This is a genomic window from Nonomuraea sp. NPDC048892, assembly GCF_040649735.1.
GTDB lineage: Bacteria > Actinomycetota > Actinomycetes > Streptosporangiales > Streptosporangiaceae > Nonomuraea > Nonomuraea maheshkhaliensis.
Genome location: NZ_JBEZFZ010000014.1, coordinates 185105 through 203915, shown reverse-complemented (window position 1 = coordinate 203915; position 18811 = coordinate 185105). Strand labels below are relative to the sequence as shown.

17 protein-coding genes are annotated in these 18811 nt (G+C 71.6%); 10 read left to right on the top strand and 7 right to left on the bottom strand.

The genetic code is table 11. From position 1 onward, the window contains the following. Positions 1–177 precede the first annotated feature (177 nt). The 3 genes from AB0C28_RS36300 to AB0C28_RS36290 all read left to right on the top strand — a co-directional run bounded on the left by AB0C28_RS36300 (position 178) and on the right by AB0C28_RS36290 (position 4554). Positions 178–2175: a DEAD/DEAH box helicase gene (locus tag AB0C28_RS36300; RefSeq protein WP_357854670.1), complete on the top strand. Its 1998-nt coding sequence runs from the start codon at positions 178–180 to the stop codon at positions 2173–2175. A gap of 560 nt (positions 2176–2735) precedes the next feature. Beyond that, complete coding sequence (locus AB0C28_RS36295) at positions 2736–3626, top strand: alpha/beta hydrolase (RefSeq protein ID WP_358080156.1); 891 nt, start codon at positions 2736–2738, stop codon at positions 3624–3626. 13 nt (positions 3627–3639) lie between these two features. Continuing rightward, the gene (locus AB0C28_RS36290; protein ID WP_357854676.1) at positions 3640–4554 is read left to right on the top strand and encodes an oxygenase MpaB family protein; all 915 of its coding nucleotides are present in this window, start codon (positions 3640–3642) and stop codon (positions 4552–4554) included. 78 nt (positions 4555–4632) lie between these two features. On the opposite strand, the gene AB0C28_RS36285 is transcribed toward AB0C28_RS36290, so the two are convergent. The 3 genes from AB0C28_RS36285 to AB0C28_RS36275 all read right to left on the bottom strand — a co-directional run bounded on the left by AB0C28_RS36285 (position 4633) and on the right by AB0C28_RS36275 (position 7017). Continuing rightward, on the bottom strand, positions 4633–5550 hold the full coding sequence (locus AB0C28_RS36285) for a PD-(D/E)XK nuclease family protein (protein ID WP_357854679.1): 918 nt from the start codon (positions 5548–5550) through the stop codon (positions 4633–4635). A 71-nt stretch (positions 5551–5621) separates the two neighbouring features. Beyond that, complete coding sequence (locus AB0C28_RS36280) at positions 5622–6338, bottom strand: MBL fold metallo-hydrolase (RefSeq protein ID WP_346110958.1); 717 nt, start codon at positions 6336–6338, stop codon at positions 5622–5624. A gap of 52 nt (positions 6339–6390) precedes the next feature. Beyond that, a complete protein-coding gene (locus AB0C28_RS36275; RefSeq protein WP_357854682.1) occupies positions 6391–7017 on the bottom strand; it encodes a DUF6758 family protein in 627 nt (208 codons plus the stop codon). Positions 7018–7106: 89 nt separating this feature from the next. On the opposite strand from AB0C28_RS36275, the gene AB0C28_RS36270 reads away from it, so the two are divergent. Continuing rightward, positions 7107–7508 carry an NUDIX hydrolase gene (locus AB0C28_RS36270; protein ID WP_357854685.1) on the top strand — a complete coding sequence of 134 codons (402 nt, stop codon included), beginning with the start codon at positions 7107–7109 and terminating at the stop codon, positions 7506–7508. 85 nt (positions 7509–7593) lie between these two features. Here the strand turns inward: AB0C28_RS36270 and AB0C28_RS36265 are convergent, their stop codons facing one another. Both AB0C28_RS36265 and AB0C28_RS36260 read right to left on the bottom strand, forming a co-directional pair. After that, complete coding sequence (locus AB0C28_RS36265) at positions 7594–10698, bottom strand: hypothetical protein (RefSeq protein ID WP_358080155.1); 3105 nt, start codon at positions 10696–10698, stop codon at positions 7594–7596. 181 nt (positions 10699–10879) lie between these two features. Next, positions 10880–11866, bottom strand: a complete 987-nt coding sequence (locus tag AB0C28_RS36260; RefSeq protein WP_357854691.1) for a CPBP family intramembrane glutamic endopeptidase — start codon at positions 11864–11866, stop codon at positions 10880–10882. A 99-nt stretch (positions 11867–11965) separates the two neighbouring features. On the opposite strand from AB0C28_RS36260, the gene AB0C28_RS36255 reads away from it, so the two are divergent. Further along, positions 11966–12694 (top strand): hypothetical protein, encoded by a 729-nt coding sequence (locus tag AB0C28_RS36255; RefSeq protein WP_357854694.1) that lies wholly within the window; start codon positions 11966–11968, stop codon positions 12692–12694. Next, a complete protein-coding gene (locus tag AB0C28_RS36250) occupies positions 12691–13236 on the top strand; it encodes a DUF6529 family protein (protein WP_357854697.1) in 546 nt (181 codons plus the stop codon). The genes AB0C28_RS36255 and AB0C28_RS36250 overlap by 4 nt, the downstream gene beginning before the upstream one ends. On the opposite strand, the gene AB0C28_RS36245 is transcribed toward AB0C28_RS36250, so the two are convergent. Next, complete coding sequence (locus AB0C28_RS36245; protein ID WP_357854700.1) at positions 13226–14158, bottom strand: CoA ester lyase; 933 nt, start codon at positions 14156–14158, stop codon at positions 13226–13228. The two genes, AB0C28_RS36250 and AB0C28_RS36245, sit on opposite strands and share 11 nt — an antisense overlap. A 64-nt stretch (positions 14159–14222) precedes the next feature. Between AB0C28_RS36245 and AB0C28_RS36240 the strand changes: the two genes are divergently transcribed. Beyond that, on the top strand, positions 14223–14606 hold the full coding sequence (locus tag AB0C28_RS36240; protein WP_357854703.1) for a hypothetical protein: 384 nt from the start codon (positions 14223–14225) through the stop codon (positions 14604–14606). Positions 14607–14618: 12 nt separating this feature from the next. On the opposite strand, the gene AB0C28_RS36235 is transcribed toward AB0C28_RS36240, so the two are convergent. Continuing rightward, the gene (locus tag AB0C28_RS36235) at positions 14619–15599 is read right to left on the bottom strand and encodes an EamA family transporter (protein ID WP_357854706.1); all 981 of its coding nucleotides are present in this window, start codon (positions 15597–15599) and stop codon (positions 14619–14621) included. A gap of 93 nt (positions 15600–15692) precedes the next feature. On the opposite strand from AB0C28_RS36235, the gene AB0C28_RS36230 reads away from it, so the two are divergent. From AB0C28_RS36230 to AB0C28_RS36220, 3 genes are all read left to right on the top strand, one after another. Further along, positions 15693–16904, top strand: coding sequence for a CBS domain-containing protein (locus AB0C28_RS36230; RefSeq protein ID WP_357854709.1), 1212 nt, complete (start codon positions 15693–15695; stop codon positions 16902–16904). Then, on the top strand, positions 16894–17373 hold the full coding sequence (locus AB0C28_RS36225; protein ID WP_357854712.1) for a DUF1003 domain-containing protein: 480 nt from the start codon (positions 16894–16896) through the stop codon (positions 17371–17373). The genes AB0C28_RS36230 and AB0C28_RS36225 overlap by 11 nt, the downstream gene beginning before the upstream one ends. A 253-nt stretch (positions 17374–17626) precedes the next feature. After that, positions 17627–18763 carry a P-loop NTPase gene (locus AB0C28_RS36220; protein WP_357854715.1) on the top strand — a complete coding sequence of 379 codons (1137 nt, stop codon included), beginning with the start codon at positions 17627–17629 and terminating at the stop codon, positions 18761–18763. Positions 18764–18811 lie beyond the last annotated feature (48 nt).

Below are 18811 nucleotides of genomic sequence, written 5' to 3'. Positions count from 1 at the left end.
CTACCGCGAGGACCCACGACACGGGGGCTGTTTTCCGCCCGTCGGTCCCGGCAGGCCCGCCTTCATTTGAGACTGAGGCAGGCCACGCTGACGACTTTCCGAGACCTCGGAGTCACACCAGAGATCGCCGATGCCCTCGAGACCGAGGGCATCGTCACACCGTTCCCCATCCAAGAGATGGCGCTCCCGCTCGCTCTGAGCGGCCAGGACCTGATCGGCCAGGCCCGTACAGGCACGGGAAAAACCCTCGCGTTCGGCATCGCGATGCTCCAGAGCATCGGCAAGCCACGCAAAAACCGCAAGAAGCCCCGCGGGCTGGTCATCGTGCCGACCCGCGAGCTGGCCGTGCAGGTCAGCGAGGACCTCGTGACCGCGGCCGGCAAGCTCGGCTCCCGGGTCCTGACCGTGTACGGCGGCCGTGCGTACGAGCCGCAGATCGAGGCGCTCAAGGCCGGGGTCGACGTCATCGTCGGCACCCCCGGCCGCCTGCTCGACCTGGTCAAGCAGAAGCACCTCGACCTGAGTCAGGTCACCGCCCTCGTGCTCGACGAGGCCGACCGCATGCTCGACCTGGGCTTCCTGCCTGACATCGAGCGGATCTTCAAGCTGATCCCGGCGCAGCGGCAGACGATGTTGTTCTCGGCGACCATGCCGGGCGAGATCGTCTCGCTGTCGCGCAAATACCTCAACCGTCCGACGCACGTACGCGCCGAGATGGAGAGCGGCGAGGGCGAGACCACGCCGCAGGTGCGCCAGATCGTGTGGCGCGCCCATCGGATGGACAAGATCGAGATCGTCGCGCGGCTGCTGCAGGCCGAGGGCCGCGGGCTCACCATGGTCTTCTGTGAGACCAAGCGGGCCTGCGACATGGTCGCCGAGCAGCTCGACACGCGCGGCTTCGCGGTCGCGGCCGTCCACGGCGACCTCGGCCAGGGCCAGCGCGAGCAGGCCCTGCGGGCGTTCCGCAACGGCAAGATCGACGTGCTCGTGGCCACCGACGTGGCGGCCCGCGGCATCGACATCGACGACGTCACCCACGTGGTCAACTACGACTGCCCCACCGACGACAAGACCTACGTGCACCGCATCGGCCGCACCGGCCGGGCCGGGCGCACGGGCATCTCGGTCACGTTCGTGGAGTGGGAGGAGCTGACCCGCTGGAAGATGATCAACCAGATGCTCGGCCTGGAGTTCGCCGAGCCCGAGGAGACCTACTCCACCTCGCCGCACGTCTATTCCGAGCTGAACATCCCCAAGGGCACCAAGGGCGTCCTGCCGCATGCCAGCCGGTCACGCGCCGGTCTGTCCGCGGAGCGCATCGAGGACCTCGGTGAGACCGGCCGGATCCGCACCCGTGGCGGACGCCGCCGGGAAGAGCGCGAGGAGCGCCCTGCCCGCACGCCGCGCCAGCGCCGCCGCACCCGCGGCGGACGGGAACTGGCGGAGAACGCACCCCTCGAGAGGCCGGAGGTCGAACCTGTGAATGCCAAGACGGACGAGACTCCGGCGATCTTCACGGCGGACGAGGTCCAGGCCGCGGCCGAGCCGAAGCGCACCCGCTCCCGCAGGGGCGCCGCTTCTTCGGCCATCGAGCAGGCTCTCGCCGAGGCCCCCGAGTCGCCGGTGGCGGACACCCGTTCGCAGCCGGCCGACGCCGAGGAGGTCACGGAGGCGCCCGCCAGGCGGACCCGTACCCGCAGGACGGCCGCGGACGTTCCCGCCGATGCGGTCACGGAGGCTCCGGCCAGGCGCACCCGCGCCCGTGCCGCCGCCCCCGAGCCGGAGGCGGCCGAGCCGGCCGAGCCGGTGACCGAGCGCCGGGCCGCCGCGCCGGTGATCGAGCGTGAGGCCGCACCCGCGGCTGAGCGCCGGTCCGAGCCGGTGGCGGCGCGTCAGGCCGAGCCGGTGGCGCGTCAGCCCGAGCCCGTGGCTGCGCGTCAGCCCGAGCCTGTCGCACAGCAGGTGCCCGAGACGAGCTTCTCGACGCCGCCCCCACCGGTACGCCAGGAGCCGGAGCGCATCATCCCGCCCAGCCCGTTCGCGGTGATCTTCCAGTCACCGGACCTGGCCACGGACGAGGACGACATCGCGCCGTCCGCCGCGACCGAGCGCAAGCAGCAGCGCCGCCAGGCCCGTGGCGGTGGCGGTGGCGGCAACCGCCGCCGCGCCGGCTGACCGAGGCGACACCGGTACGCGCCTGACACAGGCGCATACGCGACGAAAGGCGCGCACCCGACCCAGGGTGCGCGCCTTCCGCGCATCCAGAACCCCCTTGCGCGCGGGCAGGTCCTTTGCGTGGGACGGTCCTTTGCGCGGGCAGGTCCTTTGCGCGGACGGTCCCTCGCATGGGACGGGCCCTCGCGCGGAACGGGTCCTCTCGCGCGGGCCGCCCAGGCTCAGAGGCGCCGGGACGGGCGCCAGACGCTCGTGGACGGCCCTGAGCGCGCGTCTGGGTGGTCGGCCGCCAGGAAGCACCCCGATGGGGCGGCGATGCGCCCTGGCGTCGTCTGAGGAGCGCCTACGGCTCGTTCCACGCTCTCACGGCTCTCACGGCTCCGCGATGGGCCTCCGGTGCCCTGCGTGCCCGGCTGTCCGGACGGCCTCACCCGGCCGATCGCACGCCCGGGGCGGGCCGGAGCGGCAGGGGTCGTATACCTCGCAACTCCCCCGAACTCGCACCGGCGTCGCGGGCATGCCGGTGTCGAGGCGCTGACCTCTGGGTATTGTTGCCCCACGTGAGTACGCCGCGATTCCTCGACCTGCCTCCTGGCGTTGCACCACAGAAGATCGAGACGCCACAGGGCACGTTCGCGGCCCTGGAGGCGTTGCCGGTCAGTGGTGTGGTCGAGCGATGGCCCGCGCTCCTGGTCCCCGGCCTGACGGGCAGCAAGGAGGACTTCATCGCGGTCCTGATGACCCTCGCCCAGTCCGGGCGCCGGGTCGTCGCCATCGATCTGCGCGGCCAGTACGAGACCCCCGGCCCCGAGACCCCCGACGCCTACACCTGCCCCGCGCTCGGCGCGGACGTCGACCTGCTCGCCCAGGTGGTCGGCGGCGGCGATCCCGTCCATCTGGTCGGCCACTCGTTCGGCGGGCTAGTGGCCAGGGAGGCGGTCATCGACGGGCGGACGAAGTTCGCGTCGTTCACGCTGATGGGCTCAGGGCCCGGCGCGATCGAGGGCAGGCGGGCCCGCAACGGCAAGAAGATCATGGAAGAGATCCCCGCGCTGGGGCTCGAACACGTCTGGCACCACCGGCTGGAACCCGAAGCGCTGGCCGCCGACGTCTCCGACGAGATCCTCGTGTTCCTGCGCAAGCGCCTGCTCACCAATTCGCCGACCGGGCTGTCCCGGATGGCCGAGGAGGTGCTGACCATGCGCGACCGTACCGACGAGTTGCGTCAGGTCGAGATCCCGACGCTGGTGCTCTACGGCGAGCACGACGACGGCTGGCCGCCCGACGCGCAGTCGGAGATGGCCGCCAGGCTCGGCGCCGAGTGCGTGGTGGTGCCGGGGGCCGTGCACTCCCCCGCCGTCGAGGCGCCGGAGACGACGGCGGCGGCGCTGGTCAGGTTCTGGAACGCCGCCGAAAAGCACTACTTGGACACAAGGTCCAACACCATGTAATTCTGTACTTACTATGACGGCCATCGAAGACATCGTCGTCCAGCCGCCCCAGAGCGCCACCTGGCAGGTGCACCTCGACCGCTCGATGTGGGTGGCCGGCGTGCGCGGTCTCATGCTGCAGGCGCTGCATCCGCTGGCCATGCTGGGCGTCTGGCAGAACTCCAACTTCCAGGAGGACCCGTTCGGACGGCTGCGCCGCACGGCGGACTTCGTCGGGCGGGTGACGTTCGGCAGCCCGGAGGAAGCCGACGAGATCGGCAGGCGGGTGCGGAGCATCCACAAGGTGCTGCGCATCCACGACCCCGCCACCGGCAGGACGCATCGGGTGGACGATCCCGAGCTGCTGCTGTGGGTGCACTGCGCGGAGGTGTCGTCGTACCTGGAGGTGACCAGGCGCGGCGGGCTGGGCCTCAGTGAGCGCCAGGCCGACCGCTACCTGCGCGAGCAGCGCAAGAGCGCCACGTACGTGGGACTGCACCCGGAGGACGTGCCCGGCTCGTGCGCGGAGATGGACGCCTACTTCAAGCGGGTGCGCCCCCGCCTGCGCGTGACGCCGGAGGCGGCGGCGACCGTGCGGTTCCTGCTCTGGCCGCGGCTGCCGAAGGAACTGCGGCTGCTCTCGCCCGGCAAGCCGGCCTACTTCCCGTTCGGCGCCCTCTGCTACTACACGCTGCCCGGCTGGGCCAGGCGCATGTACGGCGCGCTGCCCGAGGTCCCGAGGGCGAGCGTCACAGCGGCGCTGGCGGCGTTCAGGCTGGCCGCGAACTCGCTGCCCGAGCCCGTGCACGACCACGCCTTCATGCCGGCCACCCGCGACATGCTGCACGCGTCGGCGGCGCGGCTGGGGGCGGCCGGCTACGACGTGCGCAAGGGCCTCAAGGGGCTGACCGATCCCCGCCGCTGGCCGCAGGCACGCTCCGCCGCCTGACACGCGGCAGCACAACGCTCGCCACCGGCACCGTGCGCGGTCCAAGGCGGGCGGACGGCACGACTTCGTCGCGCCGGTCTACTCCGCCAAGCCGTCCCACGGCTGGCGGTCAGGACCTGCGACCTGGCCCTCGGGGCAGTGGCGGCGGAAGTCGCACCAGGAGCAGATCGGCCCAGGGCTGGGCGCGAACAGCTCGTCGACCTCGGCGGGCACCTCCGGCGGCCCGACCGTCTCGCGACGGCCCTGGGGCGCGCGGCGCGTGGTGCCGGGCGGAGCCTGCACGGCCGCCCGGTAGCGCTCGTCGGCCTCGGCGGCCTCACTGGCCAGGTCTTCCGCGCGGTGCAGGTGGCGGGCCAGCGACTCGTCGGTGTGGCGCCACTCGACGATCTCGCCGGTGGGCAGATGGTGCAGCTCGACCTGGTGGCACGGGGTGCGCATCATCGTCGAGGCGGCGACGGCGTAGATCGCCAGGGCGAGCGAGGAGCGGGCGTCGTCCTGGGTGAGCGGGCGGCGGCCCGTCTTGTAGTCGACCACGACCAGCTCGTCGCCACGCCGGTCGAGCCGGTCGATGCGGCCGGACACGGCGATGACCTTGGTACGGGTGGCGACCGTGCGTTCGACGCCCACCGGATCGTCCGTCGGATCCAGAGTCGCGACATATCCGGACACGAGGTCGCGGGCGCGGCCCAGCCAGCGCCCCGACTGCTCGACGTCCTTGAACCCCTCGTTGATCCACCCGTTGGTGAGCAGGTTGGCCGCCGTCAGCGGGGTGCGCCGTTCGTACGGCTCGCGCCACCAGCCCGCCAGCGCGTTGTGCACGCTCGCGCCGACGCTGTTGTGGGCCCAGGCGGGCCCCTTGGAGGGCTGCGGCCGGTCCAGGTAGGTGAACCGGTAACGCCGGCGGCAGTCGAGCCAGGTGTTCAACCGCGACGGCGTACAGGAATAGAGCCGCCGCGGCATCCCTTCGAGCGGAAGCTGCCCCGCGACGGAACTCATCCGGCCTCACCCCGCGAGGCCGGCGCCGTCGCCGGACGCCGCCTGCTCACTCCGGTCGCGCCCGCACCCACCTAGTCGTCGCTCGGGTCGAGCTTGATGCCGGAGAGCTTGGTGCCGTCGGTCAGCGGCCCCTCGGCCTCGGCGGCGGTGTCGGTACGGGTCAGCGAACCGGACACCCAGTCGTCGAAGTGGGGCTCCAGGTCGCCGATCGTCACCTCGTCGCCGTGGGAGGCCAGCACCCGCGTCTCGCCGGGCAGCGTGAACAGCCGCCCGCCGATCGAGGTGAGCTGGTCGGCCAGGGCCGGGTATTCGCCGCCCAGCTTGCCGGGGCCGTCGGCCTGGAGCGCCTTGCCGGTGAAGACGGCTCCGAGCGCCTCGCAGTAGAGCGACACGCCGCCGGGCGAGACCCCGGGCGTCTCCATGACGTCGAGCTGGACGTCGGCGACACCGAAGATGCCGTCGTCCTCCATGTCGATGTCGGGCCAGGTCTCCCGCCAGGTCTCCCGCCACAGGGGCTTGTCCTTGGGGTGCAGGGCGACCACGGCCTCGTCGCGGCTGGCCACCTCGATGGCCGCTCCGACGTGGTCGGGCAGGCCCGCCGTGCAGATGACGGCCAGCACCTCCCGCTCGCCCACCTGCTCAAGGATCTTCTCGGCGTCACGCGCCGCGTCGATGACGATGACCTCGTCGTCGTCACCCACGATCCAGGTGTTGTTCTCGACCTTGTGCTCGGTGCCGTCGATGTCGACGACGCCCTCGGTCACCACTCGCTCGATACGCGCTGTCACGCCTCCGAACTCTAGCCCGTTCGCCGGACAGCGCGAATCGCGTTCGCCCGTCCTAATCTTCGAGTCTCGGTGAGAACGCGCCGAACGGCACGTCCAGATCGTGGTCACGGGCGTCGAGCAGCGACAGTTCGCCGAGCGCGATCACGCATCCGGCGTCGGCGGGCCAGGCGACGGCCCACAACCAGTTGCCCAGCGCCTCGCCGGCGTAGACGGCCCGGTCGTCCTCGCCGTCGACGCACCACAGCGGGGCCGGATGGCCGAGCACCGAGAGCTTCGCGTTCGGCGGCCCCGCATCGAACCCCTCGCCGGGATCGGGCCCGTCGAGCCCCGCGAACGCCGCCCCCAGCCCGATTCCGGGCTCCTCCGCGATGATGAGCAGATCGGCCGGCCCTTCCATCAGCGACGGCCCGGTCAGCGCGACCAGGCTGGCTCTGGCACCGGTGCGCTGGTCACCCACTTCGCCGAAGCCGGTCACCAGCCATCCGGCGGGCAGCGGCCACGGCAGCCACACTGGTACGACGGACGTCTTGCGTATCGCCTCTAGCGCGGTGCCGGTCGGCGGCAACGGCGGCTGGTAGGGCAGCACGTCGCCGTGCGCATCACATCGAAACGCACTCGACCAGGTATTCGGCCCGTGAAGCGGGCCAAAACACCGCGGGCAGGTTGGAGCCGCTCTCACAACTACCCACGGTGCTTTCTCGGGGACGGCCGCGTCAAGACCGCTATCCGTTATCTCGTCGTAATCTTGGTCAGGTGCGCGTAAATTGTGTGGGTGCGATCATCATCGACGCTTCTGACCGGCTTCTCCTGATCAAGCGCGGCCGTCCGCCCGGCGCGGGGCTCTGGTCGATCCCGGGCGGGAGGCTGGAGCCGGGCGAGACGGACGAGGCCGGCGTGCGCCGTGAGGTCCTGGAGGAGACGGGGCTGCGGGTCGAGGTGGGCCGGCTGGCCGGCGTGGTGGACCGCCCGGGGCCCGGCGGGGCCACGTACGCGATCCGCGACTACCTCGCCACCGTGGCGGGGGGCGAGCTCGTGGCCGGCGACGACGCGGCCGACGCGCGCTGGTGCGGGCGGGACGAGCTGCTGCGGCTGCCGCTGTCGGAGGGCCTGCTGGAGTCGCTGCGGGAATGGGACGTCCTCCCCTGGCCGCCCTCGACGACCTCCTCCTGAGCTCCCCTGGCCCCCTGGCCTCCTCCTTGAGAGGCGGCCAGGGGCTGATGTGCGCCGGCCCATAGGCCGGCTCCGAGCAGCGGGGCTATCGGTTCGAGGTCAGGCTGGACGTCCACAGGATCAGGTGGTCGGCGCTGTACGTGGTGGACCGCCCGAGCGCCACCACCTCCGCCCCCTCCACCGCCACGGCCGACAGCCACTGGCTCCCCTGGCCCGCCAGCCGGTCCTGGGTGAGCTCCATGCGGTTCCACGAGAGCCCGTCCTGCGAGGTCCAGGCCGCGCTGTCGCCCTCGCCGGGCACGCCGTGCCAGCCGACCGCGACCAGGCCCTCGTCCGCCGCGGCCAGGTCGTACACCGCCGCCGCCCGATCGGCCGGCAGCCAGGCCGTCTGCCAGCTCTCGCCCTCGTCGTCCGAGACGGCGGCGAACGCGCGCCGCGCCCCGTCCGCCATGGCCGTGCCGATGGCCACGAGCTGGTCGCGGTAGGCGGTGATCCGGCGCAGCCCGGCCGAGGTCGAGCCGGGAGGGGCCACGCGCTCGCGCGCGCGCCAGTTCACGCCGTCCGCCGAGTGCCACACCACGCTGGTCTCCTGGTCGGCGCCGCCCGAGCCGCCGACCGCCAGGTAGCCGTCTCCGACGGAGACGACGTCGTGGACGCGTACGCCGGCGCCGCCCTGCGGCAGCTTCTCCGACCGGGTGTATTTCCGCATGTCGGGCGTGAACCACAGAGCGGCGCTGGCCCTGCCCGCCTGGTCCCTGGACTCGCCCGCCACCACGTACCCCTTCTTGCCCGCCGTCACCGCGTGCGTGCGCAGGTAGGGGTGGTCGGCCTGGCGGGCCAGGTCGCCGGTGACGTTCACCCGCTTCCAGTTCTCGCCGTCGCCCGAGGTGACGAGCAGGGGGTCGGTGACCGAGACGTTCGTCTCGGTGCCGCCGACGGCCAGCCAGCCGCGCGTGCCGTACGCCACGTCCTCCAGCGTCTGCCTGCCGGGGCCGCCCAGGCTCATGGACTTCCAGCTCTGCCAGTTCCTGATCGTCCACAGGCCGGCGTCGCCCGAGGCCGAGCCGACGGCGACGTAGCGGCCGGCGTGGCTGGTCAGCGCGTTCGTCTCGCGGGCGATCCTGGTCAGGCCCTCCACCTCGCCGAGCGGCACCCGCGAGGCCGAGCCGCGCGGCGGCGCGCTCATGAGCAGGAGCTGGTTGTCCACGTCGGAGGCCGCCTGGTCGCCGCCGGCGAACAGGGTGCCGCCGTCGGAGATCGTGAACCCGCGCAGCGTCGCTCCCGGCGGGTTGCCGAGGTCGGTCCGCTTGTTCCATGAACGGCCGTCGGTGGTGGTCAGCACGGAGTACTTGCCCAGGCCGGCCTGGGCTATCGCGGCGACGCCCGACGGGTAGGAGATCAGCGACTCGACGCCGACGCTCTGCGCGGCCAGGCCGCCGATGGAGCCGCACTGCGACCACTGCGCCCCGGTCGGCGAGCAGTAGACGCGTACGTCCCCGTCGATCGTCCGCCGCCGCGTCGGCACCAGCACGAACCGCTTGGGCAGCACCGCCACCATCCCGGCGCGCAGGTCGGTCGCCTCGGGGAGCTGGAAGCCGGTCGCCTGCCAGGTACGGCCGCCGTCGGCCGATCGGAGCACCCGCGATCCCTCGCCGTCCGCGGGGGCTCCGATGGCCACGACCGTGTCACCCTTGGCGACCACGGCCTTGATCGCCCGTACTTCCAGCTCCCTCGTCTCCACGCGCTCCCACGACCTGCCGTCGCCGGAGCGCCAGATCGCCGGCACAGATCCGCCGCCGTCCGCCGCGGTGCTGCCGACCGCGACGAATCCCGAGCCGGTGCGCGCGATGTCCTCGATGTGGTCGCCGTTCCTGAACGCGGCCAGCCCTGACGCCTCCACCGCCGTCCAGCTGAACCCGTCGGCGCTGGTCCACAGGCCGCGCTCGCCGGTGACGTCGTCGCCGCCGCTGGCCAGCCAGCGGCCGTTCCCGCCGACCACGCGGCGCACCGTGGGCGTGGAGGCTCCGCTCACCTGGCCGAGCTGCCAGTTCTTGCCGCCGTCCGGTGAGAACAGGAACAGCGGGCGCGGTGTCGGGCTCGTCGTGTCGCTGCCGACCGCCACCACGGCGCGGCCGACCGCGATGATGTCGTTGAGCTTCTGGTCGGTGCCGTCGGCGGCGGCCTGGACGGTGAACAGGTCGTCGCCGGAACGACCGGTGCCCGCCTCCAGGCGCAGGCCGCCGGCCTCCTCGTCGGGCCACTGCCACACGAGCACGCCGGTCGCCACCAGGACGGCCACCGCCACGCTCAGGACGACCGGGACGGCCCTGCTGCCTCTGCGTACGGGGCTGGACCTGCGGTAGGCGGCCGGCGCGGGGCCCCTGTGGTGGCGGCCGGCGGGGCCCTGGGGGCGCGGCGCACCGGTCGCGACCAGCAGGTCGGGCCTGGTGGGACGGCCCGCGGGCGGCCGTCCGACCCGCCGCACTTCAGGCTCGTCCTCGTCGTCGTCTCCGGTGTCCTCTCCGGCGTCGTCACCGGTGTGGTCACTGACGGTGGGCTCGTCGCCCGCCTGCTCCTCGTCGTACGGGTCGGGCTCGCGGGTCAGATCCGCCTCTGGCCGGGGCTGAGGCACCTGGAGAACGGGCTCGAACCATCCGGGCACCTCGGCCCCGCCGTCCGGCTCCCGCCCGGCAGAATCACCGGCCGAGTCGCGGGCCGAATCACTGGCGGGGTCGTCGGCGGCGGGCGACGGCCGCTCGGGCCCGTCAGACGCGAACGCACGCCCCTCCGGAACGGAGGCGGCGGATTCGGGAGCGCGTTCCCCGGGCGGAGGCGACCCGGGCGGGGGGCTCTCCGGGGAGAGGGGCCCGCCGGCGACGAGTTTGTCGGGGCGGTTGACGATGCGGCGGGGCCGCCGGCGGGACTCGGTCTCCGGCTCGGCCGTCGGCGAGGCGTACGGCCGGCGCCCCCTGGGCGGCTCAGGCGGCTCCTCGTCCGGGATCGGCGCGGCGAACGGCGGCATGCCCCAGGGAGAGGTCAGCGGCAGCCCTCTGGCCCGGTCGTCGGTCGGACCGGGCGGTGAGTGGCTGATCCTGGGCTCGGCCGGAGCCTGCGGCTCTGATGTGCTCCCGGAACGTGGTTCGTCGTCTTCCGGCGGTCGCCGTGGCGGTTCGCTGGGGCCGGAGGCCACGCGCCGCACCTCCTAGTCGAACTAGTCGTACGGGTCGTACAGGTCGTTCCCGGCCGCTTCGCGCGGACCGTTCCAGGGCGGTCAGGGAAATCCCGCGCCGTCCCGACAGCATCCAGACCAGCATGCCTGAGCCGGAATAGCGAGACCTCTCTAGTGAGATTCCCCGCACCTCTTGCCGGATTTATTCCGAAACAGTGCTAACTGACCGCTTTTTAGCTAGATACATCACACCAAACGCATACACCCCGAGCTGCACCACGGTTCCCGCCAATGCCTGCCACGGCACCGGCACCTTCCCTTGGTCGAGCGCGTCGTCGAGGTTGCCCGCCGCGGCGCTCACCCCGAAGGCCACCACGTTGTTGACCACGTGCAGCGCGATCGGCGCCTCCAGGCCCCCGGTCCGCACCGCCAGCCAGGCCATGACGGCACCGAAGGCGAACACGTCCACCAGCCCCGCCCACGAGTACGCGTGCAGCGAGGCGAACAACGCCGACCCGATGACGATCGCCCAAAGGGGATTGCGCACGTGCGCCCCCATGGCCTGCATGAACCAGCCGCGGAACATGTACTCCTCGGCCGCCGCCTGGAACGGCACCAGCAGCAGGATCACGATGATCAGGGGCAGGAAGACCTCCCACCCGGCCCAGCCGAACATCTCGCTGTCCAGACCGGCCGCCGACAGCGCGAGCCACTGCGCCGTCTGCCCGAGCGCCAGCGCCAGCACGGCCAGCGCCGCGCAGCGCAGCAGCCACGACCAGCGCAGCCGCCCGGCCACCGAGGAGAGCGTCCCCGGCCTGCGCCGCTGGATGAGCGCCGCCGTGCCGAGCACGAGCAGGATCGCGGGCGCGATCGACACCAGCGTCATGGCCAGGCCGAAGGGCGTGCCCGCGGGCGCCCCGGTCGCGGGGTCGAACGGCGAGGGCAGCCCGAGGGCCGCCGCCAGGATCGCGAACGCGAAGACGACCAGGATGCCGATCGCGAAGAACCCGACGCCGATGATGAGCGTGCCCACGATCGAGCGCCACGGCCGCGCGACGGCGTTCCTGGCGAGGTGGTCGAATCTGGCGCCGCTGGGCACCGGCAGGAACCAGGAGGGCGGTTGGTGCCCGTAGGGATATCCGGCCTGCTGCGCGCCGTACGGAAATGGTGACCCTGGATTTTCCTGCATGACTCCATTCTGTCCGCTTGATGCGCAATAGTTCACAGACGGTCCACCGTTTTAGGCGGATGCTCGGAGGCGTAGACATTTCGACCCTGGGAGCAGTCCATGTCAAGGCTGGGACCTGTCATCACGCTCGCGGCGGGCGCAGTGCTCGCCGTGGGGCTGGGTGTCGCCAGCATCACGGCGACACCGGCCGCCGACAACGCGGCCGCGGACAACGCCGCACAACCGCCCTCGGCCGACGAGGCCACACAGGAGGGAACGCAGGAGGGCACGGGAGCGGACGCCTCGGCCGCGCCGTCCCCCTCACCCACGCGAACGGAGCCCAAGAAGATCGCCAAGGCCGACTACGGCGGCCGGGTGCAGGGCAACGGTGCTCTGATCGCCATCTCGATCAGGAACGGCAAGGCCGTCGCCTACTTCTGCGACGGCAGGACGGAAGCCTGGTTCAAGGGCAACGAGTCCTCCGGCGAGCTCCAGCTCACCGGCCTGGCGAGCGCCAAGTCCAAGGTCACGGCCGAACTGGGCGGCGGCCGAGCCAAGGGCTGGGTGTCGGTCGCCGGCAAGCGGTGGAACTTCACCGCGCCCACCGTGGTCAAGCCGTCGGGCCTGTACCGGGCCACCGCCATCGTCAGGGGCGCCAAGTTCCGCGCCGGCTGGATCATGATCAAGGACGCCAACGGCCGCTACTACCAGGTGGGCGCGGCCTTCGCCGGGGAGGAGCAGTTCGACGTCCCGCAGCTGAACAGCGAGCAGCCGACCGCCCCCGTGACGGTCGAGGACACCACGGTCTACCCGAAGGACGTGGACGGCTTCATCGAGGAGATGCAATGACCGCCATCCATCAGCAGCCCTCCCGCAGCCTGACCCCGCTCCTGGTGCCGGTGCTGATCGGCGGGCTCGTGATGCTCGCACTCGGCGTGTACGGCCGCGCGCACACGCCGACCGGTTTCGCGGTCGGCGTGGCCGGCTTCTCCGCCGCGCTGCCGATGAAGGTGTGGCTGACGACGGGTGCGTTCGTGCTGGCGATCGTGCAGGTCGTCTCGGCCATGTCGATGTGGGGCAAGCTGGGCGTCACGATCCCGCCCGGCGTGCACCGCTGGTCGGGACGGCTGGCGTTCATTCTCACGATCCCCGTCGCCTTCCACTGCCTGTACGCGCTCGGCCTGCAGTACGACGTGCCCCGCGTGCTCGCGCACTCGCTGCTCGGCTGCTTCTTCTACGGCCTGTTCACCGCGAAGATGCTGGCCCTGCCCAAGCAGGGGACGCCGGGCTGGACGCTGCCGGTGCTCGGCGGGCTGTCGTTCACGGTGCTCGTGGGGCTCTGGCTGACGTCGTCGTTCTGGTTCTTCACCGCGGTGGGCTTCAAGGTGTGAAGCTCTTCGTACGGGTGAGCCCGGCCGCCCGCCCCTTGGCGGCCACGACGAGCGCCATCTTCCTGGAGGCCTCGTCGATCATCTCGTCGCCCAGCATGACCGCGCCGCGCTTCTCCACGGAGGTGTAGTACTCGTACGCCTCCAGGATGAGCTCGGCGTGGTCATAGTCCTCCTGCGTCGGCGAGAACACCTCGTTGGCCGCGTCGACCTGCCCCGGATGCAGCACCCATTTGCCGTCGAACCCCAGCGCCGCGGCCCTGCGCGCGACCCTGGTGAACCCCTCGACGTCCTTGATCTGCAGGTAGGGCCCGTCGATCACCTGGAGGTCGTGCATCCTGGCGGCCATCAGCAGGCGCATGAGGATGTAGTGGTAGGCGTCGCCCTCGTCGTAGCCGGGCGGCTGCTCGCCGACCACGAGCGTGCGCATGTTGACCGAGGCCATGAAGTCGGCGGGGCCGAAGACGAGCGTCTCCAGCCGCTTGGACGATCCGGCGATGGCGTCGGCGTTGACCAGGCCGCGGGCGTTCTCGATCTGCGCCTCGATGCCGATCCTGCCGACGTCGTACCCCATGGTCTTCTCGATCTGGGTGAGCAGGGTGTCGAGCCAGACGACCTCGGTCGGGTCCTGCACCTTGGGCAGCATGACGCAGTCGACGAACTCCCCCGCCCCCTCGACGACCTCGATCACGTCGCGGTACGTCCACTGGGTGGTCAGGTCGTTGACCCGGACCACGCGCGTCTTGCCCGACCAGTCGCCCTCGCGCAGCGCGGCGACGATGTTGCCGCGCGCCTCCTCCTTCGCCAGCGGCGCGACGGAGTCCTCCAGGTCGAGGAAGACCTCGTCCACGGGCAGGGTCTGGGCCTTCTCCAGGAACCGGGGGTTGCTGCCTGGCACGGCGAGCACCGAACGTCGTGAGCGCATGCGCACACGCTACTGCCCCATGTGACCTTCGACCGGCGGCCCGTTCGCCGTTACAGTCTGAGCTGTGAGCGACAACAGCGCGGCCGGCACCGGCGCGGCCATCGAGGAGGGCGCGAAGAAGTCCGGCATCCTCTGGCTCACCCTCGACCGCCCCCGCCTGGCCTGGCACGCCTGGCACGACGGCGCCATCTACCTGGTGTCGGGGGGCGAGGAGCAGGAGTTGCCCGGGCTCGACGCCCTCGACCGCGTCCACGTCACGCTGCGCAGCAAGGACAACGGCGCCAGGCTGGTGGAGTTCGAGGCGGCGGTCTCGCCCGTCGACCAGGCCGCGGCGGCCGACGTCGTGGCGGTGCTGGCCAAGGAGCGGCTCAACGCCCGCGACAGCGAGCACCTGCCCGAGCGCTGGGCCCGCGACTCCAAGGTCTGGCGCCTCACCCCCGAACGGTGAGCGCCCCCCGCTTCACACAGACGCGCCCTGAGCGGCTTCGGCCGCCGGCGGCTCACCTCGCGCGCTGAGCGGCCCGGGCTCGGGCTCGGGGTGGGCGCTCGCGGTGGCGGTCTGGGCGAGCAGCGCGCCGGAGAGCACGAGCACGCCGCCCACGATCTGGAACACGCCCAGCGTCTCCCCGAGCACCCCCCACGCCACCACGGCGCCGCCGATGAGCTCCAGCGTGGCCACGGTGGCCCCCACCGCGGCCGACAGCCGCCGCACGGCGTAGATGCCCAGGATGTACGCGATCACGGTGGCGATCAGCACCATCCACAGGTACGCGCCCAGCACGGGCAGCGTCAGCCCGCCCTCCGGCGTTACGGAGAGGGTGAACGCCTCCCACGGGAGGTCCCACGGCCGGGCGAACGGGATCAGCACGACGGCCGCCCCCGTCATGCCCCAGGCGATCAGGCCGAGCGGGTCGATGTCGTCGCCGAAGCTATCGTTCATCAGGAAATATCCGGCGCAGCACGCTCCGGCCAGCAGGCCGAGCAGCACGCCCAGCGCGTCGAGCCGCATCCCCTGCCACGCCTCGACCACGATCGCCAGGCCGACCACGGCCACGACCGCGCCGACGTACGCGGCCCTGGCCAGGCGGATCCGGCGCACGGCCCGCACCCACGCCACCACCATCACCGGCGCCATGAACTCCAGCAGCAGGGCGATCCCGACCGGCAGCCGCGTGATCGCCACGAAGTAGAGCGTCTGCACGCCCGCCACCGCCATGACGACGTAGAGGGCCAGGAACGGCAGCCTGGACGCGGGAATCCGCAGCGCCCGCGGGCGCACCAGGACCAGCACCGCCAGGAGCAGCAGCCCCGCGCCCGCCATCCTCGTCCAGACCGCCTCGATCGGCGTCATGCCGGCCTCGATGAGGTATTTGGCCATGGGACCAGAGAACCCGAAACAACAGGAGGACACGAAAGCCAGCGCGAGCCCCGCATACCTCATCGCACACCTCACCCGTAATTACCGTTAAGCGGGTTTGATACTGACACGCCGGGCGTCCCGGGCGCAATGGGGCGGCACTGTTAGCCTGACCACGTGAAGATCTTCGTGGCCCGGCTACCGGGCACCCCGGTCTTCGACCCCGCGGGCGACCAGATCGGCCGCGTGAGAGACGTCGTGGTCGGGCTGCGGATCGGCCGCCGGCCCAACGTCCACGGCTTCGTGGTGGAGGTGCAGCCGCGCCGCCCCGTCTTCCTGCCCATCACCCGGGTCCGCCGCATCGAGGCGGGCGCTCTGGTCTTCACCGGGCGGCTCAACATGCGCAGGTTCGAGCAGCGCGCCGCCGAGACACTGGTCATCGGCGAGATGCTCGACCTGAGCGTGCGCCTCGGCGAGCAGCCCATGACGGTCTACGACGTGGCCATGGAGGAGGTCAGGCCGTCCACCTGGGAGATCACCAAGGTCGCCGTCTACAAGGGCAGGCGGCGCGAGCCGCGGATCGTGGACTGGGAGGAGGTCTCCGGGTTCGACACGCTGCAGAAGGACCAGGGGGCCAGCAGGCTGATCGCCGCGTTCGAGTCGCTGCGGGCCGCCGACATGGCCAGTGCGCTGCACGACCTGCCGAGCAAGCGCCGCGTCGAGATCGCCCGCGCGCTCAACGACATCCGGCTCGCCGACGTGCTGGAGGAGCTGCCGCCCGACGACCAGATCGGCATCCTGGAGACGCTGGAGCCGGAGCGGGCGGCCGACGTGCTGGAGGAGATGGGGCCCGACGACGCCGCCGACCTGCTGCACGACCTGCCGGCCGAGCGGGCGGCCGAGCTGCTGGCGCTGATGGAGCCGGGCGAGGCCGAGCCGGTGCGGCGGTTGCTGACGTACCCGGAGACCAGCGCGGGCGGCGTGATGACCAGCGAGCCGGTGATCCTCCCGCCCACCGCCACCGTCGCCGAGGCGCTGGCGCACATCAGGCAGCAGGACCTCCCACCCGCCGTGGCCGCCCAGGTCTACGTGACCAGGTCGCCGAACGAGACGCCGACGGGCAAGTACCTGGGCGTCTCGCACTTCCAGCGGCTGCTGCGCGAGCCTCCGTCCACGCTGCTCGGCGGCGTGCTCGACCCCTCGATCGACCCGATCAGGCCGGACTTCACGCTGCGCGAGGTCACGTACTACATGGCCAACTACAACCTGGTCGCGGCGCCCGTCGTGGACGAGCTGGGCCGGCTCGTCGGCGCGGTGACCGTGGACGACGTGCTGGACCACATGCTGCCCGAGGGCTGGCGCGAAAGGGCCGACGACCGTGACGAGTGACCGCCTCGACCAGCCTCGCGCGCTACGGCGCTCGCTGCGTCCCCATTACGACCCCGAGGCGTTCGGGCGGCTGTCCGAGCAGATCGCCCGGTTCCTCGGCACCGCCAGGTTCATCGTCTACATGACCGTCTTCGTGATCCTCTGGGTGATCTGGAACGTGGCCGCGCCGCCGAGCCTCACGTTCGACCCCTACCCGTTCATCTTCCTCACGCTGATGCTGTCGTTGCAGGCCAGCTACGCGGCGCCGCTGATCCTGCTGGCCCAGAACCGCCAGGACGACCGCGACCGCGTCCAGTACGAGCAGGATCGCGAGAGCGCCGAGCGCAACCAGGCCGAGATCGAGTACCTGACCCGCGAGATCGCGGGGCTGCGCATCGCGCTGAACGAGGTGGCCACCCGCGACTACCTCCGCGCTGAGCTGAACCGGCTGCTGGAGGAGCTCAAGGAGGGCGCTCAGGAGCGCCGGTGAGCCCTGCCCCTTAGGCGGTGGAAGCGACACCGAGTAACCTGATGACGACGTCAGCGCACACAGACTTCAGCGCAGACAGCTTCAGCACAGACAGCTTCAGCGCACACCGACTTCGCACGGACATCTGACAGCCCGGATTAACCCGGCGGGGGCTCCGGTTCATACCATGGAGGGGCATCCTCGCTGGGCGTCCCGCGCCTGCCACACATATATCGACTAAGGAGGGACGGCACTCCCTCGTGCCGAGACTTCGATGGCACCTACCCAGGAACTGGTGACGGCGGCGCTCTCCACCGTCATCGACCCCGAGATCCGCCGCCCGATCACGGACCTCGACATGGTCAAGAGCATCGAGATCGCTCCCGACGGGGCGGTGCGCGTCGGCGTCTACCTCACCGTGGCCGGCTGTCCGATGAAGGACACCATCACCCGCGACGTCACCACCGCCGTCGGCAAGGTCGAAGGCGTGACGGGCGTCCAGATCGAGCTCGACGTCATGAGCACCGAGCAGCGCAAGGTCCTGCAGACCAAGCTGCGCGGCGACCGCGGCCCGGAGAAGGAGATCCCGTTCAACCAGCCCGGCTCGCTGACCCGCGTCTTCGCGGTGGCCAGCGGCAAGGGCGGGGTGGGCAAGTCCTCCGTCACGGTCAACCTCGCCGCCGCCATGACCGCGAGCGGCCTCAAGGTCGGCATCGTCGACGCCGACATCTACGGCCACAGCATTCCTCGCATGCTGGGCGCCGCCGAGCGGCCCACCAAGGTCGAGGACATGATCATGCCGCCGGTGGCGCATGACATCAAGGTCATCTCGGTCGGCATGTTCAAGCCCCCGGGCAACACGCCGGTGGTCTGGCGCGGGCCCATGCTCGACCGGGCGCTGCACCAGTTCCTCGCCGACGTCTACTGGGGCGACCTCGACGTGCTCCTGCTCGACCTGCCGCCCGGCACCGGCGACATCGCCATCTCCGTCGCGCAGCGGCTGCCCGGCGCCGAGATCCTGGTCGTGACGACGCCGCAGCAGGCCGCCGCCGAGGTGGCCGAGCGGGCCGGCTCCATCGCCGCCCAGACCCACCAGCAGATCGCCGGCGTCATCGAGAACATGGCCTGGCTGCCCTGCCCCCACTGCGACGAGCGCATCGCCGTGTTCGGGGAGGGCGGCGGCCAGACCGTCGCCGACGCGCTGACCCGCACGCTAGGCTCCCGGGTGCCGCTGCTCGGCCAGGTGCCGATCGACCTGCGGCTGCGCGAGGGCGGCGACGAGGGCAAGCCGCTGGTGCTGACCGACCCCGACGCCCCGGCCGCCGCCGAGCTGCGGAAGATCGCGGCCGGCCTGAGCAAGCGCTCCTCCAGCTTGAAGGGCCTCCAGCTGGGCCTGTCCCCGAACCGCTGACCCGAAGAACGGACAAGGGCCCGCTCACCGCGTACGCGGGGGCGGGCT

Coding starts and splice junctions, on each gene's coding strand:
- AB0C28_RS36290 (WP_357854676.1), top strand. CDS start 3,640: ATGACGGCCATCGAAGACATCGTCGTCCAGCCGCCCCAGAGCGCCACC.
- AB0C28_RS36285 (WP_357854679.1), bottom strand. CDS start 5,550: ATGAGTTCCGTCGCGGGGCAGCTTCCGCTCGAAGGGATGCCGCGGCGG.
- AB0C28_RS36235 (WP_357854706.1), bottom strand. CDS start 15,599: ATGAGGTATGCGGGGCTCGCGCTGGCTTTCGTGTCCTCCTGTTGTTTC.
- AB0C28_RS36220 (WP_357854715.1), top strand. CDS start 17,627: ATGGCACCTACCCAGGAACTGGTGACGGCGGCGCTCTCCACCGTCATC.
- AB0C28_RS36300 (WP_357854670.1), top strand. CDS start 178: ATGGCGCTCCCGCTCGCTCTGAGCGGCCAGGACCTGATCGGCCAGGCC.
- AB0C28_RS36260 (WP_357854691.1), bottom strand. CDS start 11,866: ATGCAGGAAAATCCAGGGTCACCATTTCCGTACGGCGCGCAGCAGGCC.
- AB0C28_RS36250 (WP_357854697.1), top strand. CDS start 12,691: ATGACCGCCATCCATCAGCAGCCCTCCCGCAGCCTGACCCCGCTCCTG.
- AB0C28_RS36255 (WP_357854694.1), top strand. CDS start 11,966: ATGTCAAGGCTGGGACCTGTCATCACGCTCGCGGCGGGCGCAGTGCTC.
- AB0C28_RS36245 (WP_357854700.1), bottom strand. CDS start 14,158: ATGCGCTCACGACGTTCGGTGCTCGCCGTGCCAGGCAGCAACCCCCGG.